10 protein-coding genes are annotated in these 15,935 nt (G+C 47.4%); 5 read left to right on the forward strand and 5 right to left on the reverse strand.

Annotated elements, in window-relative coordinates; all coding sequences use genetic code 11:
* Positions 1 to 11: 11 nt before the first annotated feature.
* Entirely contained in the window at positions 12 to 3,734 is a 3,723-nt protein-coding gene (locus tag D0A34_06240; protein UNU18525.1) for an alpha-mannosidase, read from the reverse strand.
* Positions 3,735 to 3,916: 182 nt separating this feature from the next.
* Between D0A34_06240 and D0A34_06245 the strand changes: the two genes are divergently transcribed.
* The 3 genes from D0A34_06245 (at position 3,917) to D0A34_06255 (ending at position 8,908) form a co-directional block, all read left to right on the forward strand.
* Entirely contained in the window at positions 3,917 to 5,887 is a 1,971-nt protein-coding gene (locus D0A34_06245; GenBank protein ID UNU18526.1) for a hypothetical protein, read from the forward strand.
* 54 nt (positions 5,888 to 5,941) lie between these two features.
* On the forward strand, positions 5,942 to 6,082 hold the full coding sequence (locus D0A34_06250) for a photosystem II reaction center protein I (GenBank protein UNU18527.1): 141 nt from the start codon (positions 5,942 to 5,944) through the stop codon (positions 6,080 to 6,082).
* Positions 6,083 to 6,376: 294 nt separating this feature from the next.
* On the forward strand, positions 6,377 to 8,908 hold the full coding sequence (locus D0A34_06255; protein UNU18528.1) for a DUF3769 domain-containing protein: 2,532 nt from the start codon (positions 6,377 to 6,379) through the stop codon (positions 8,906 to 8,908).
* On the opposite strand, the gene D0A34_06260 is transcribed toward D0A34_06255, so the two are convergent.
* Positions 8,897 to 9,118, reverse strand: a complete 222-nt coding sequence (locus tag D0A34_06260; GenBank protein UNU18529.1) for a hypothetical protein — start codon at positions 9,116 to 9,118, stop codon at positions 8,897 to 8,899. The two genes, D0A34_06255 and D0A34_06260, sit on opposite strands and share 12 nt — an antisense overlap.
* 18 nt (positions 9,119 to 9,136) lie before the next feature.
* Here D0A34_06260 and D0A34_06265 point away from each other — a divergent pair, with 18 nt between their 5' ends.
* Positions 9,137 to 9,808, forward strand: a complete 672-nt coding sequence (locus D0A34_06265) for a hypothetical protein (protein ID UNU18530.1) — start codon at positions 9,137 to 9,139, stop codon at positions 9,806 to 9,808.
* 128 nt (positions 9,809 to 9,936) lie between these two features.
* On the opposite strand, the gene D0A34_06270 is transcribed toward D0A34_06265, so the two are convergent.
* Positions 9,937 to 10,446, reverse strand: a complete 510-nt coding sequence (locus tag D0A34_06270; protein ID UNU18531.1) for a phycobiliprotein lyase — start codon at positions 10,444 to 10,446, stop codon at positions 9,937 to 9,939.
* A 706-nt stretch (positions 10,447 to 11,152) separates the two neighbouring features.
* Here D0A34_06270 and D0A34_06275 point away from each other — a divergent pair.
* Positions 11,153 to 13,384, forward strand: a complete 2,232-nt coding sequence (locus tag D0A34_06275; GenBank protein UNU18532.1) for a WD40 repeat domain-containing protein — start codon at positions 11,153 to 11,155, stop codon at positions 13,382 to 13,384.
* Between the two features lie 105 nt (positions 13,385 to 13,489).
* Here the strand turns inward: D0A34_06275 and D0A34_06280 are convergent, their stop codons facing one another.
* On the reverse strand, positions 13,490 to 14,185 hold the full coding sequence (locus tag D0A34_06280; protein ID UNU18533.1) for a Uma2 family endonuclease: 696 nt from the start codon (positions 14,183 to 14,185) through the stop codon (positions 13,490 to 13,492).
* Positions 14,186 to 14,391: 206 nt separating this feature from the next.
* The gene (locus tag D0A34_06285; GenBank protein ID UNU18534.1) at positions 14,392 to 15,801 is read right to left on the reverse strand and encodes a 4Fe-4S dicluster domain-containing protein; all 1,410 of its coding nucleotides are present in this window, start codon (positions 15,799 to 15,801) and stop codon (positions 14,392 to 14,394) included.
* Between the last annotated feature and the right edge of the window lie 134 nt (positions 15,802 to 15,935).

Raw genomic sequence — 15,935 nt, forward strand, 5'->3', positions numbered from 1 at the left:
GCGATGAGGTACTATATCTCAATTGGTATTGATAAATTTACTGCAAAACTCGCTATTTTACAGGGTGATATTCTGAAACTTCTCCCATCGTCTGACTTCTGGGGCAACTTTATGGGTTGTTCTAATAAATCGACAGGCTGACTAATCGCCAAACCCAAATCGCTCTTTAATTCCAACTTCGCCTCTTCACCGTGACACTCGTAACACCGCAAAATCCACACATTAGAATCGTCTTCCGATTGTTTGAAAGCCATCAGCACTAAATTTTCGGCGGACAAATCCAAAAACTTGCCAACTGCGGGCAGAGTCTTGTGGCCATTTTCCTCTAACTTGGGTAACACCTTTACTAGCAGTGGTAAATTCAACTCGTACCCCTGTCGAACAGTACCTGCATCCTGCCAATTTCCGCTGTGGGGATAGACGGCACAAGTAAATTCGGAAACTCCTACATCTGCTTGTTCATCCGGCCAAGTCGAACCCCGAAGCAAAGTTAGCCGAATTTGATTTGGTTGAAGGTCGCAACCGTATTTGCAATCATTGAGCAAACTGACTCCAAAACCGTCATTGCTGATATCAGTCCAGCGCAAAATCGGCACTTCCCATTTTGCTTTTTCGGCGGGTGTTTGTGGCTTAGTTGTGCGAGCGATCGCACCACCGGGAATTTCGCAAGTTGCAAAATCTGCTTCTACATTTAACCCAAAAGCTGCTTTTACTAAAACGTGCTTTTCTTGCCAATCTGCCACTGTCTTGATTTTCAGCAGCGGCGAACCTATTTCTACTATATAATCTTGGCAAAACTCCGATTTGCCAATTTGTCGGACTACGCGCAAACTCTGCCGTATTTCTCCCTGTGCTATCCAGGAAATATCTTTGAGTGTCGGGGCGGGTAGTTGATGTTTTTCATAGTTTGGGTCTATGTTCCAAGCATCCCAATATTGACCACTGTCTTGAAATGCTTGCAGTTGATTCCCGCCTGCTGCATTCAAGACTTCTCGGTTATTTACTTTATCCCAAATGCTGGATAAATCCCCGGTTTTTCCGTCTACTGTTGCCCGAATAAATTCATTTTCTAATACCATTTCTGGGGCTACAAAAGGCGTTTCTTGACTAACTGTGTTTTTTTGTGCTATACCGTCTGTAAGTTTTGATAACTCTGTCTTTTTTTCAGTTTCTGGACTCGCGGACGCATTATCCACAGTTTGAGCGTCTTCGCGACACAGCCAAAACACCTGGTAGCCAACGGCGGGGAGATTATTTGCCCAAAATAACAGTGTAGATTGCGATTCGAGTCGATCGCCCCTGACAATCTGCGAAGCCAATCGCCGTCGGGAAAAATCGTAAATTTGCCAAGCTGAGTCAGCGGAATCGGGAAGCGGTACGGCGACAACCTCAGAGCGCGGCCAATTGAGGGTATTGAAAATCAAAATCGGTTGAGCGTCGGGCTGCGGGGGATTCGGCAGAGAAATTTGAGCCGAGATTGCATCCAAAGATTTTACCAGGATTTCGCGACAAGTGCGATCGACCTCGGCAAAGGCTATATTAGCATCCGCGTAAACTTGGGCGATCGCAGAACCGGGCAAAATATCGTGAAACTGGTTAAACAAAATTTGTTTCCAAGCTGATTCTAATTCTGATTTCGGATAAACCGCACCAGTACAAATCGTTGCCAGCGAAGACAGCAACTCCGCTTGGTAGAGCAATTCTTCGCAGCGGCGGTTTTGGCGTTTTTGGTCGGCGCGAGTCGTGTAGCAACCCCGGTGGAATTCTAAATAAAGTTCGTCTTTCCAAACGGGGAGAGTGCGAGGAATAGTTTTGAGTTGTGAGATGGGAGGATTTGCATCCGAAATCGCCGACAAGTTTGAAAATTCTAGCGCCCCCAAATTCCCGACAGTTTCGGCAACGAGCAAATTCTCCTGATTGTCCGATTCTGGAACATCACTTTCGGGCCTAGTTGCCGAAATTGCCGACAAGTTTGAAAATTCTAGCGCCCCCAAATTCCCGACGCTTTCGGCAACTTGTAAATTCTCCTGATTTTCCGATTCTGAAACATCACTTCCATCGGAACTTTCCGCAACTTCAGGTAAAAACTGACTCTCAATCCAAGACAAATAATCAACCGCTTTCGCAAACTCCAACCTTGGGAAAAAAGGCGACATTTTCCAGCGTTTCGCCACCTCCAACATATCACGAGTCGGGCCACCGCCGTGGTCGCCAACCCCAGGCAACCAAAGAGCATCTTGCAAACCAGTCTTAACTTGCCAGTCAAAAGCATGACTTGCCATTTTCACAGATTCTATGGCTTCACCAATTGGAGCAGACATCATGCTAAATATTTTAGTACCGTCCAACCCTTCCCACCAAAACACACCGTGGGGAAATTCCGTTGTATCATTCCAACGCAACTTTTGCGTCACAAAATAATCAACTCCACCTTGCCGCAAAATCTGAGGTAATTGCCACCCAAAACCGAAAGTATCCGGTAGCCAAGCTACCCGCATCAATTGCCCAAATTTTTCTTTTGCGTAACGCTGTCCGTAAAAAACTTGTCGCACCATTGATTCAGCGGAAATCAAGTTTAAATCCGGTTCTACCCACATCCCGCCGACAACTTCCCAGCAACCCGCCGCCACCTGTTTTTTAATCGCAGCAAATAAGTCCGGCCGATGTTCTTCCATCCAAGCATAAAGCGCCGGAGTTGAATGGCAGAAAATTAAATCGGGAAATTCTGATTGCAGTTTCAATACCGACTCAAAAGTTCGTTCTGCCGCTTCCCAAGTTTCCGGGACAGGCCACAGCCAAGCTAAGTCTAAATGAGCGTGACCCACCAAATAGATTTTACCTGTATATATAGATGTCAGCTCGCCGCTTTCTCCTATATATATAGATGTAGTGTTGCCGTTTTCTCCAACCTCAAAAACCTCCTCTCTTCTTCTTTCCTCTGTGTCCCGAGCTTCCTGTGCGGTTTCATCCTTGAAACCAGGTTGAAAAGTCCGCAGATATTCCAGTAAATGTTGCCGCAAAACAGACAGCGAGCGATCGAACTTTTCGCGATCGCACACCGCCGACCAATCAATCAAACCCATCGCCAAATCAATCTCAGATTTCAGCGTTTCCCCCTTGACAAACATGGGGCGATTTGCTATTGTTTCGGTGGAGAGGTATTGGGAATTTAAATTTTCTAAATTTTGAGTTAGCGAATTTTGCAAAATATCTAATTCGGCAGCCACAAAACCCGGATCAAAACAAGAAGAGTCAGCAGCTTCGTACAAACAAATCGATCGCACTAAAGCACCGTTATCGTGACCCGGACTTACCAACCGCAAAATAACTAAAAATTCATCTCCGGGATTTGCCGACGAACTCAACAAAACTCGATCGGCAAAATCAAATAAATCTCCCTGTCCGACTAACTCGCCGTTCACAAAAATTTGAGCATCTTCTGCCCACCAAGTCAAGCCCAGTAGCAACCGCAAACCAACGACAGGATAGCCGTGCAAATTGTCAGGAATTACAAATTGCTGGCCCAAATACAAAACTTGCTTCCCAGACGGCCAAGCAATATGTCCTTTGCTGTTAAGTTCAGCAACAGGGCTGTTACAAATATTTACCGAAGAGACAGCCGAGTCAGAATCGCAGTACCTCCAACCAGACTGAACCTCCACTTGACTGAGGCGGCGCAACTTTTCGACAGTGGCAGAAATATTGTTGCTAGCAGGTGACACAGAAGCGCTCATATTTCGCTAAAATAGGAATTGTGTATTAATCAAAGATCGGATTGAACCGCGAAGACGCAAAGGACGCGAAGAAATAAAGGTTTCAGAGGGTTTGAAGCTGCGATTAAGATCTCGCTTTGATTTTACAGCAATATTTCGCAATGCCGACGCGAATCAAAAATCTGAATTCAATAATAAAACTTATGTCTAACGGTTACTACGGCCCCTACCAAAGCCGACTATTAAATTTTATATCCAAACAGTCCCGCCAAGTCGCTGACAATTGCGATCGAACTTGGCGTCACATTAAAGAAGCAACTCTCACCGCCACCCAAATTCTGCTTTATCCAGCTTATTTGCTGGTGCAAAGTTCCCGCCTGCTAGGCCGACAGTTGCGGGAATCCAGCCAAAAAGTAGATTTACCTGAACTACAAGAATTTGTTGGGGACGAAAATCCCGATGGGCAACAAAATTGGTATCAGGGGGAAATTTCCGAGGAAAGTTCGATCGCCGAAATTTTGCACCTCGCCGAAAATTTACTAAACTCGTCGCAAACCGCGAAAACTTTAGCCACCTTCCCGCTGTTAATTAATCAGGGAAATACTGCTAACAATTTACATCCGGCAATCAATTTTAGCGGACAAATTACAAAGCATCAAACCACTTCCGTCTTAGAACTCCCGCTTGCTAAAACTGGATTAAAACCGCAACCGAAAGTTGAGGGAATTGCCAGTTTTATCCCAGCCCGCACTTTAGTATTAGTGGGAAGAGAAAATCAGATTTTAGATATTTTGACACCCCAACAGCAGGAACTGCTGGAAGGTCGCATAACTTGGGAAGTAGCAAACTGCGGGCCCGAACGGCGGGAAATTACCCAAAAAGAATTAAAATTTAATCTCGGTTTGGAGTCGGCTGCCAAAAAAGCGCAGTTGCCACCGGTGCGTCGTTTTTGGGAATTGATGGCATGGCTTCAGACGAGTCCGGTTGCTCTGAAAAGAAATCAGTTTGGAGAATCAATCCTCGCAGTTAAAAAATCGATCGACCGCAATTCAATCTTAGTTCAAAAAGCCCGCGCCCAGATCGAAGCAAAAACCGCACAGCAGTCAATTGCGGCATCGAATTTGATCGACCACAATACCCCAAAATTAGAAACTAATTTTAACAGCAAGTTCGATCGACCCCCTACTCCTCTCTCCTTTGTTACATTACTCGATCGCGCCGCCGTCAACCTGGAAGAATTTACCCTACCGCCATCGGTAAAAACAATCGCCGCACCCCCAGAAAACTCAGGAGTAAAAATTGACACATCCGGCACCGAAACCAATTTAGATTTTTCCGCCCGCGACATCCTCGAAAAATATGCTCGAAACATCGAACAAGTCATTTGGTCGTCAGTAGACCACCTTTTGGGCAAAGAAACGGCTGCCAGTAATAATACGGAGAAATCAGTCGCAATTCAGTATTATTTGAAACAGCGACAAGAACAAGAAAACCCACAAAATAGCCCAGAGGTCGATCGACCGTGGCTGAACTGGCAAGACTTATTCGGGGAAGCAGCACCGCAGCATTTAATCGACGAAAGTTCCGAACCCCAGGCAGCAGCTCAAAGCAGCGCCAAAGTCAAGGAGAAAATAGCAGAATTAGGAGAATTGGCAGAAGGTCGATCGACCGCAGTCTCAATATCCCCTTACCCGGAAGCACTTCACAGCCTGCTGGGGCAGCTAAAACAAAGCTTGCTGACAAAAAGCTCAAAAAGTCAACCCCAAACAGCATCTGATTTATCTGATTTAGCAGTTACTCAAAAAAATAGCTCTGCACTCGCAGCAGAATCAACCCCAGGGCGCGCGCCGGAAACCCAAGTGCCAAAAAACACAAACCCGAACACCGCACAAAACAACCAATCCCCAGCAGCAATCACCGCGCAAACTAGCAGATACACCGCCGCAACCCCCCCCACAGCCGAACCCAAAAATCCCAGCGCAGGCGTCTTACCGGAGGGCGAATACTTAGAAACAAAAGCAGAATCGATGGGATACATTAAGCACCCGCTAGAACAAGTGCTCGAATGGCTCGATCGAGTTATGCTGCGGCTAGAAAACATCGCCGAGCAACTCTGGAATTGGGCAAAAATCAACTTGCCAAAAATCCTCAAAAGCAAAGATAAAATTGACTAATCTTTAGCTTATGATAAAAAAGTTGCTGCAACAGCAGCAAATCAGCTCAGTATTATGCCATCTTTGGAGACTCCCACAGTGCTAACCCTCAAAATCGTAGTTAATGTAGTTGTTTTATTTTTTGTTTCCCTGTTCATATTTGGATTTTTGTCCAATGACCCAGCCCGGAACCCCAACCGCAGAGACATGGAATAAACAAGTTATCCCGCCCGGTGGCTGGGGAGTACGCCACCGCAGCCCCCCAGCCAGCCTGCAAACTCGCAAAAATTAGTCAAAAAAAACTTGACCTCGCACCAGCAGCGAGGTTATCTTGTGGCGGAAGCAAGTTCTGAAAGCAGCCATATTCCGGCGCGCCAAAGCCACTGCAAATTTTAGATGTCAGATTAATGTCTAAACAGTTGCCTTTTAGATGCAAAAATTTTCAATAATTTGCACCCTATAAAATCTAAAATCTAAAATCTAAAATCGGATGACTTACCTGTTGTAACTATGCCCTATCCGGTACCGCCGCCAGAACCCCCTGGCATCATCTACATCGCAAAGCCAAAAAAAGTCGCCCTCACTGTCGCGGCCGGCGATGGAGACACCCGCAGCAACCCCGCAGAAATACCGGAACCAAGCCCAGATATTGTTGAGCCAGAACCCACACCAGCCCCAGCAGAACCAGCAGCCACACTCCTCGGCACTACCCCAGCCACCGACCAGCCTCCAGAAATCGCCGACCCCCTAGCTGCCGTGGAAAGCGGCGAGGCAGTGGTGGGATTTCAGCGTCGGCCTCCTGTGGGAGAACCCGAAACTGCGGAAACTCCGAAAGATTCCTCGTTTACTGCTTACCAATTGGGTTCGGTAGAAAATGCCGTTGCCATTCGCAATCGAAAACGAACCGCAGAGGCGCAGAAACAACAGGAGAGGAATGTTGTCGGAAAGCCGGAAAGTTGGTATCAGGCCCAAGGTCGGCAGTTAGAAGATAACTCTCCCGTACCTGCGGAGATTCCCGTTCCCGAACCCGCGCCGGAACCAGCACCCAGCGGGCAACAGCAGTTCGACATTCCCACACCAGGAACTGCCCCCGCACCCAGAACACCCGCTGCGCCGACACCGAAGCCTAAACCAGCCACCCCGCCGGGAGTCCGCACCGCCCCTTCTCAGCGTACGGTTCCTTTTCCGGTGACTCCGGCCGATACTATTGAAGTTAAGGCGGACAGCCAAGAATTCGACGACAAGCAGCAAATTGTCACGGCGGTTGGTAATGTCGTTGTGCGGTTCCGGCAAACTGTGATTGATGCCGATCGAGCGATCGTCAACTTAGTAACCCGCCAAGTGGTAGCATCCGGCAATGTCGCCTATACCCGCGGCCAACAAGTAGTGCGCGGCCAGCGGATGGAGTTCAATCTCGGCCTCAACGCCGGCGCAGTCGAACAAGCAAGCGGCGAAATATTCCTGCCCGCCGCAGGTAGCGAATTGACCCCCACACTGCCGACAGATATCAGTGCCGGGACGATTCTTGAACAGCCGCTGAGCGATCGAATTACCAGCCAGCAGCCCCTGCGCGGAGTCAAATCCCCCGGCGCTGCTACAGTGACTATCGGCGGCGGCGGACAGCTAGCAGCCCCCCAAGTGACCGGTGCCGTCAACCGCGTCCGCTTTGAAGCAGAACGCATCGAACTGCTGCCAGACGGCGCGAGGGTAGCAACCAACATTCGGCTTACTAACGACCCGTTTTCCCCGCCGGAATTTGAATACAGGGCCCGGAGGGCGACGATTAGAAGGATTTCGCCCACGGCAGAGGAATTAGTCACCACTAAACCTCGCTTGGTGTTCGACAACCGGGTGAAAATACCCGTGTATCCCCGCCGGCAAGTGTTTGACAGCCGGCAGCAGAGCGGCCCGTGTTTGACTTTTGGTTACGACGCGGGCGATCGCGGCGGTTTGTTCGCCGAGTGCGGTTTTGAGGTGTTGCAAAACGGGCCGGTGCGGCTAACTCTGACGCCCCAAATTTACCTGCAGCGGATTGTGGCAAAGCACGGCGGTAATCCGTTTTTTCCCGATAGCTACGGGCTCAGAGCGAGGTTGGGCGCTAGTCTGGGCCCGCGCACCAGGCTCGACGGCTCGGCAATATTTCTGAGTTTTGAAAATTTCCCGAATTTGCCCGAAGAAAGCTTTCGGGGCAATTTGCGCCTGCGGCAGTTGATCGGAACTCACACTCTGGCAGCAGAATACAGTTATCGCGATCGGCTGTTTAACGGTTCTCTGGGCTATCAAACTGTGCAGAGCAGTCTCGGGGCAGTCCTCACTTCCCCAGTTATCCAACTCGGAGGCACTGGCATCAATCTCAGCTACCAAGCTGGGTATCAATTTATCAATGCTGACACCGATCGAGCAGACTTGCTCGAACCAGTGCGGGAAAACAACCGCGTCGATCTGGGTCGTTCCCAAGTTAGCTTCGCCTTGAGCCGCGGCTTCAACCTGTGGGAGGGCGAACCGCTGCCCCGCACTCCCACCCAAGGTTTGAGGTATACGCGGACGCCGGTGGTTCCTTTCTTGCAACTGGCCTTGGGGCTGCGGGGAGTTGGCACTTATTACAGCAGCGGCGATCGACAAAATTCGCTCGCTGGCAGCGTCGGCATTCAAGGGCAGTTCGGTCATTTCTCCCGCCCTTTCCTCGATTACACTGGGTTTAACGTGACTTATACCCAGGTGGGGCGCGACGGTATCTCGCCGTTTTTATTCGATCGCTTAGTAGATTTGAGAGTCCTGTCTTTTGGACTTGTCCAGCAAGTTTACGGAGGCTTTCGAGTTGGATTTCAAAGTGCTATTAATTTAGAAAGCGGGGAAACAATCAGTACGAATTACACTTTAGAATACAGTCGCCGCAGCTACGCAATCATTTTGCGTTTTAATCCTGAGCGTCAAGTTGGCAGCCTGACTTTTAGAATTAGCGACTTCAACTGGAATGGGACTCCCCAACCTTTTTCGGGGGACGCGCGAACTGTAGAAGGAGGCGTGCGTTTATCCGATTAATTCAATTGGAAATTGAAAATTGGGAATTGGAAATTGGGAATTCCAAATTGGATAATGGATAATGGATAATGGGTAATCGGTAGTTGGTAATTGGTAATTCTTCCTTCTATCCCTTACATCCATTAAATCCCGTACACTGCTTCGTTGCCGAACTTCTTCCCTCTTCCCTCTTCCCTCTTCCCTCTTCCTTCTTCCTTCTTCCTTCAACATCCCAATTCCCAAGTTCCCATGACAGAAGTGACGGCAATATCTGCACAAGCAGCGGCTCTGCTGGTTCACTACGGTTTTGACCTAGGTGGCAAAAAAGCCGAGAAATTGGCGGGTGAATGGCTGACCAAGTATCCCGGCTATTGGCTGCGTTTAGCAGTGGTTGAAGCGCTTTATCAAGGGCGCTACAAGGCTGTTTCTGTGGGACAGCTATTGAGTATGTGGCATCGGATAGGTCAACCTCTCTATCATTTCAATCGCGAGTTTGAACGCTTGGTCTGCAATAATTTTCCTCAAAACTTAAACTGGGAAAGTGCTGCTCAACTACCACCGGAAGATATAGTTTTATCGAACCCGGAATCGGAAGTAACTGTCGCAGAGTTAGATTTGCGTGGGCCGTCAGAGGCGCAACTTGATGTGGCGCTTCATGCAGAAGTCCCAAACACAGAGGCAGAGGAAACAGGAAAATTACCTGCAGGCGACGATCGCACAAAAGAAAATACAGAATTTGTAGTATATGAAGATGTGGCTGTTACCGCCCTCGCCGATCGAGCCGAAGCTGAGCACAAATTAGCGGACAAACCTGTTGCCAAATCATTTCCAGTTGTCAAACACACTGATTTTCATACCAAGTTAAAAGCGATTGCCCGAGAAGGCAGAAGAAAGAAGGGAGAAAGCAGAAATAGGGTGTAATACCCTTTTCGATTGTCGATTAAAGAATTAGGAATGACTGATGAAGATCGTGATTTGGATCTGCCTACAGTTGCCTTTTTTTTGTGAATTGGTGTAATGGTTGGGAATTACATAGTTGTTTGTGAGAGTTAAGTTTTCGGACTTCCTCCCATCCGAATTTCCGAACAAAAAGAAGCTTGTTCAGTACCGTTAGCTTGCTTAACAACGCTAGTCCGCAACCGCAGGTTCGGCATGAGATACCACAGCCTTTCTTCGGCATGGAGGGTGTCTGATTCTGTAATCAATGTCAGCACGTCGTCGCCCATCACGTAGCGGCTGTTACCCTTGTCTTGCAACACTTTGCCTTCGCTGGGATTGTCGGGATTTGGTACGATCGCTAATATTGTAGAACCGATTTGTTTAGCTTGGTCGCGATCGGGAATACCGTCCCAACTAATCCGAACGCTGGTTAGCCCAGTTGAAGCCGGGTTAATCGAGTGTTGTTGGCAAAGTTTGACGACATCTGCATCGCTAGCTGTCAGTATTTCTATTTTGAGGTCGGATTTACCTGCCTGCAATTCCCCAGAATTGAGATTGTGTACGGTACGCTGAGAAAACCATTTACCTGCACTTAACTCGAAAAACTCGATAACATCCATGAAATTTGTCTCTAAAGTCAATACTGCTTTATTTGCGATCGTGACTTGCGCGCTATGGAGTCAGAAACCCGGTTTCTTCCTACGTACCTAGCGGTCAAACCCATGATTTTGTCTAGAAACCCGGTTTAAGAGTGCAAGTCCTTTTCTATATTTTAGAGGAAGGGGGCGCACCTGCAAAGCTTTCTGAGAGCTTTGGGTGAAACAGATTGTAGATGCCGTTGAGGTACCAAACCCAACCAGGGGGACATCGGCCTCGCGGATGCGACCGACTTGAGAGAAAATTAGAGCATCCGCCATCATATTTTGTTATAAAAAGTCTTTTTTGCACTTTAAATAGGATTGCGATACCTGAAATTTTTTAGCTTTGAGAGTGTTGATCGATCGACCATCATCACCCAAATACCAGCTATGTTAAGAAAAACGACGATATATGTGAGCTTTTGTCGATTGCTCGGTAAATGGGGCGTTGCTGAGTTGAATTATATTGGCGGCGATTTATTGTGCTCGCAGTGCTTGAAAATTCTCAAAGCAGACTTCGACTAAAAAACAAGCAATTCATCCAACCATCACCAAACCGAGGACAGCAAGCCCGTAGCACATAGCATTCAAATATGTCATGCTAAGTCAAGAGAAAAGATTCTCGATCGGCTTTTCGGTAGGGTGCAGCTAGCGATCGCATACATTTAAAAAACACATCCGTAAATTTATGACCGAGTTTACACAAGGGCTGGATAAAATGCAGCCCGCAGAACAGACGCACTACCTGGGAATCCTGCCAAGCCAGCTAGCAGCGACTTCAGACTACGAAAAATTATACAGCTTACTAACAGATTACAATTTTATTAAAGCCAAGCTGTCAGCATCGGGAGTACAGGCGCTAATAGAAGATTACGATTTAGCAACAAGTCCCAATATTATTACCTCAGACCAAAAAGCCGACCAACTCAAATTAATCCAAGAAGCAATTCGGCTCTCTGCCCACATTCTAGCCACAGATAAAAGCCAACTAGCCACCCAACTCATGGCCCGCTTGATGCGCTTTGAAAGTCCAGAAATTCAAGCACTGCTAGCACAGGCCAAACACCAAACAACCCCCTGGCTGCGACCGCTAACGCCCAGCTTTACTCCTCCCGGCGGGAGATTATTGCGTACCCTCACCGGACATACAGACTGGGTACAAGCTGTAGCAATCACCCCCGACGGCAAGCGGGCAATTTCTGCGTCCTCCGACCACACTCTCAAAATTTGGCACTTAGAAACCGGAGAAGAACTTTCCACCCTCAAAGGTCATCTTACCTACGTCAATGCTGTAGCTGTCACCCCCGACGGCACTAAAGTAATTTCCGGTTCTTGGGACAATACGATTAAAATTTGGGATTTAGAGACTGGACAAGAAATATTTACTTTTGCCGGCGATACTTTTGCCGTAGAAGCAGTAGCAGTAAGTCCCGACGGCAAGCGAGTAATTTCAGGTTCTTGGGATGGCAGTATTAAAGTTTGGGATTTGACAAGCAGGGACGTAATTTTTAACTTCAAAGGTCACAGCAGTTTTGTCCAGTCCGTAGCAGTAACTCCTGATAGCAAACGGTTGATTTCCGGGTCGGGAGATAATAGCATGAAAGTCTGGAACCTAGAAACCGGAAAAGAACTTTTTACTCTCACGGGTCATGAAGACTGGGTAAAAAGTGTAGCAGTTACTCCCGACGGCGAACTCATAATTTCCGGCAGTTACGACGGAACTGTTCAAGTCTGGAGTTTGTCAGAAAGAAAGCAACTTTTCACTTTAGGAAAACACGGCAGTTTCGTTCAAGCTGTGGCAGTCAGTCCCGACGGCAAACGGGTAATTTCGGCTTCCGGCGACAAAACGCTGAAAGTTTGGAATCTGGAAACAAAAGAAGAACTTTTCACTTTTACCAATCACATCGCCCCAGTGAATGCTGTGGCTGTTACCCCCGACGGCCAGCGGATAGTTTCTGGTTCCTCTGACAAAACTCTCAAAGTTTGGCACTTAGAAGTAGGCAAAGAAAATTTATCATTTGCAGGTCACGATGACTGGGTAAATGCTGTAGCAGTGACGGCGGACGGTACCAAAGCGATTTCCGGTGCTGGAGACAACCGCATTAAAGTCTGGAATCTCAAAAACGGACAGGAAATTTTTACTATTCCCGGTCATAAAGATTGGGTAAAAGCGATCGCAATAACACCGGATAGCAAGCGAGTAGTTTCGGGTTCCGGCGACAAAACTGTGAAAGTTTGGGATCTAGAAACCGGAAAAGAAATCTTTACTTTCACTGGTCATACAGACTGGGTAAATTCTGTGGCAGTGACTGCGGACGGAACGATGGCGATTTCCGGTTCGGGAGACAAAACGATTAAAGTTTGGAATCTAGAAACAGGAGAGGAACTTTTTACTTTTTCAGGTCATGAGGACGGGATAAAAGCTGTGGCAGTTACTCCCGACAGCAAGCGGATTATTTCGGCTTCCGGCGACAAAACTCTGAAAATTTGGAGTTTGGGAAAAGAAAAGAATATTTTGGCATATTTATGGAATTTAGCCGTCAAAAATCTACTTTTCACTCTCAAAGGTCATGAGAGTTTTGTGAATGCTGTGGCAGTTACGGCGGATGGCAAATGGGCGATTTCGGGGGGGCGGGAACAAAATTTGAAAGTTTGGGATTTGTCGAGTAGAAAAGAAGTTTTTACTTTGGCAGGTCATGCTGATGCGGTAACATCTGTGGCGACTATGGGAACAAAGGCAATTTCTGTTTCGGACGATAATACTCTCAAAGTTTGGGATTTGTTAAGTCGAGAAGTAATTGCTAGTTTCAGGGGAGATAGTGCTTTGAAAGCTTGCGCTATTGCACCTGATGGGGTGACAATCGTAGCGGCGGAAGCTTCGGGACAGGTGCATTTTTTGAGGTTAGAAGAGGGGAAATAGTCATTAGTGATCAGTCATTGTGGCGATCGCATTTTTGCTTTCTCAAAAGCCCGATCGCCCGTTAGCGAAGGCCTCGAAGAGGATCGCTCTTTTCCCCCATCTAGTTTACAATTGTTGCGGGTCAATTCCCATGGCTCGCAGCCTTTCTGCCAGTAAAGCAGCCCGCTGTTCGGCGTGTTCGGCCCGCAGTCGTTCTTGTTCTGCCCGCTGTTCGGCTTGTTCCAAGCTGCGAGAAACCTCCTCATAACTTGTAAACGGTTCGCCGTCAGGGCGATAGATTTGCAACTCTTCACCCGACAAATCAAAGCGAATTCCGAGTCGGGGACTGACCCAATTTTCGATCGCATCAATTACGTCCAAACGCCCCTGTGAACGCATCCAACCGCTGAAATCGTTGCGTTCCGCGTCGTACAGGTAATATTCCTCTACCCCGTGGCGATCGTAAAATACCTGTTTTTTATTCATTTCTGTTAGCCTGTTACCGGGAGAAAGAATTTCAAACACTACTTGCGGCGCGATATTTTCTTCTTCCCACTGCTTGTAAGAACCCCTATCTCCTTTCGGTCTGCCGAAGACTACCATCACATCCGGGCCGACGCGAATCTTGTTATCTCCTTCGACGGGATACCACAGCAAATCGCCCGCGACAAATACATTCGGGTCATCGGCAAAAAGCCACGCTAAATTTTGTTGGATGATGAGTATCCAGCGAAATTGTTTGGTATGGTCAGACATTGGTTGGCCGTCGCTGTCGGGGTAAATTACATCAGGTTTTTGAGGAGACTTGAGTTGAGTTACCATAACTGTTGTCCGGGGTTAGGGACTGTTTAATTTAATTTTAGCTTGGGGGAAGAATGAGAAGTGCGATCAACCTTTCTCAATACAATAACCTATTCCTCTTTCTCTTTTGTCTCTCTCTCTTCTCTTCCTCTGCGCCCTCTGCGGTTCATTGAAAAAAAATCTCACTCAGCATCGAAAATAGGGCGGACACCACCCGCCCGAGAAAACTACTTCCTCAGCAACTTCACCCCGCGAATCGAATAATCCAAAAGCTCAATTGGGTGCATTAAAGTAACTTCCTTTCCCTGCAACTCCAAATGCTTCTTAATTTGCAAAGAACAACCCGGATTAGAAGAAGCAATCAACTCCGCCCCAGTATTCAGCAAATTCTCCACCTTTTGCACTCCTAATTCATCAGCAATCTCCGGCTGAAGCATATTGTAAACCCCCGCACTCCCGCAGCACAAAGCCGCATCCACAGGTTCTTTTAACTTCACCCCCGGAATTTGTTGCAGCAACTGACGCGGCTGCAAACTAATCTTTTGCCCGTGCAACAAATGACAAGCATCCTGATAAACAATTGTCAAATCTCCTTCAATTAGAGGATTAAGTTTTGCCGTAATTCCCGCACTTGCCAAAAACTCTTGCACGTCCTTAACATTAGCAGCAAATTTCTCAGCTTTCTCCCGATAATCAGGGTCATCTCCTAAAATATGACCGTATTCTTTCAAAGTGTGGCCGCACCCAGCAGCGTTGATAATCACACAATCAACGCCAGTATTTTCAAAGCTATCAATCATTTGTCTCGCCAAAGCTTTCGCCTGTTCCGCTTGGCCTTGGTGTTCCGGCAAAGCAGCACAGCATCCCTGACTTTTAGGAACCACCACCTCGCAGCCGTTAGCCGTCAGAACTCGCACCGTAGCTTCATTAACTGGCGAAAATAACAGCCGCTGCACACAGCCTAAAATCACGCCGACTCGATAGCGTTTCTCCCCTTGTGCCGGAATTACCTCGGGCAAATTATCCCGGAAAGAATCGACAGTAACTTTCGGCAAAATTGATTCCATCGCCGCCAAGCGGGGAAATACTTTTTTCAGCAAACCTGTTTTGCGGACAAGTTTTGGCAGTCCTAATTTTTGATAAATAAACAGCGGTAGCAGCAAAGGCCGCAATCTGTGAGGATAAGGGAAGAGATTAAAAATCAGAGTGCGAATTACATTGTCGGAAAAAGTCCGTGGCTGATTTCTGGCAACTTGGTGGCGAGTTGCGGAAATTAATTTGTCGTATTGAACTCCAGAAGGGCAAGTTGTAACGCAGGCCAAACAGCCCAAACAAGTATCGAAATGCTGTGAAGTTGCTTCGTTTAAAGGTGCCTCGCCTTCGTTAATTGCATCCATTAAATAAATGCGGCCTCTGGGGGAATCCATTTCTTTGCCGAGTACGCGATAACTCGGACAAGTTGACAAGCAAAATCCGCAGTGTACGCAAGTATCGATTAATTTCGGGTCGGGCGGATTGTTGGGGTCGAAACCTGGGACTTCGAGGGTTTGTAAGTGGGGGTTTTGTGCTAAAAAATTGCTTTCTTTGGCTGGTTTTAAATCGTCGCTGGGAACTGGAGATTTTTCTGAAGTTTGCATATATGGCAGAAGGAAGAGGGAAGAAGGAAGAAGGAAGAAGGAAGAAGGAAGAAGAAAAAAGGATTTAGTTATCTAGGAGAGAAGTCAGAAGCAATCGACCGCTTATATTTCAGCAATTAAGAAAAGAACTTCCT

Source organism: Microcoleus vaginatus PCC 9802 (genome assembly GCA_022701275.1).
Lineage (GTDB): Bacteria > Cyanobacteriota > Cyanobacteriia > Cyanobacteriales > Microcoleaceae > Microcoleus > Microcoleus vaginatus_A.

Coding starts and splice junctions, on each gene's coding strand:
- D0A34_06275 (UNU18532.1), top strand. CDS start 11,153: ATGACCGAGTTTACACAAGGGCTGGATAAAATGCAGCCCGCAGAACAG.
- D0A34_06245 (UNU18526.1), top strand. CDS start 3,917: ATGTCTAACGGTTACTACGGCCCCTACCAAAGCCGACTATTAAATTTT.
- D0A34_06260 (UNU18529.1), bottom strand. CDS start 9,118: ATGTTGAAGGAAGAAGGAAGAAGGAAGAGGGAAGAGGGAAGAGGGAAG.
- D0A34_06250 (UNU18527.1), top strand. CDS start 5,942: ATGCCATCTTTGGAGACTCCCACAGTGCTAACCCTCAAAATCGTAGTT.
- D0A34_06285 (UNU18534.1), bottom strand. CDS start 15,801: ATGCAAACTTCAGAAAAATCTCCAGTTCCCAGCGACGATTTAAAACCA.
- D0A34_06280 (UNU18533.1), bottom strand. CDS start 14,185: ATGGTAACTCAACTCAAGTCTCCTCAAAAACCTGATGTAATTTACCCC.
- D0A34_06240 (UNU18525.1), bottom strand. CDS start 3,734: ATGAGCGCTTCTGTGTCACCTGCTAGCAACAATATTTCTGCCACTGTC.
- D0A34_06270 (UNU18531.1), bottom strand. CDS start 10,446: ATGGATGTTATCGAGTTTTTCGAGTTAAGTGCAGGTAAATGGTTTTCT.
- D0A34_06255 (UNU18528.1), top strand. CDS start 6,377: ATGCCCTATCCGGTACCGCCGCCAGAACCCCCTGGCATCATCTACATC.
- D0A34_06265 (UNU18530.1), top strand. CDS start 9,137: ATGACAGAAGTGACGGCAATATCTGCACAAGCAGCGGCTCTGCTGGTT.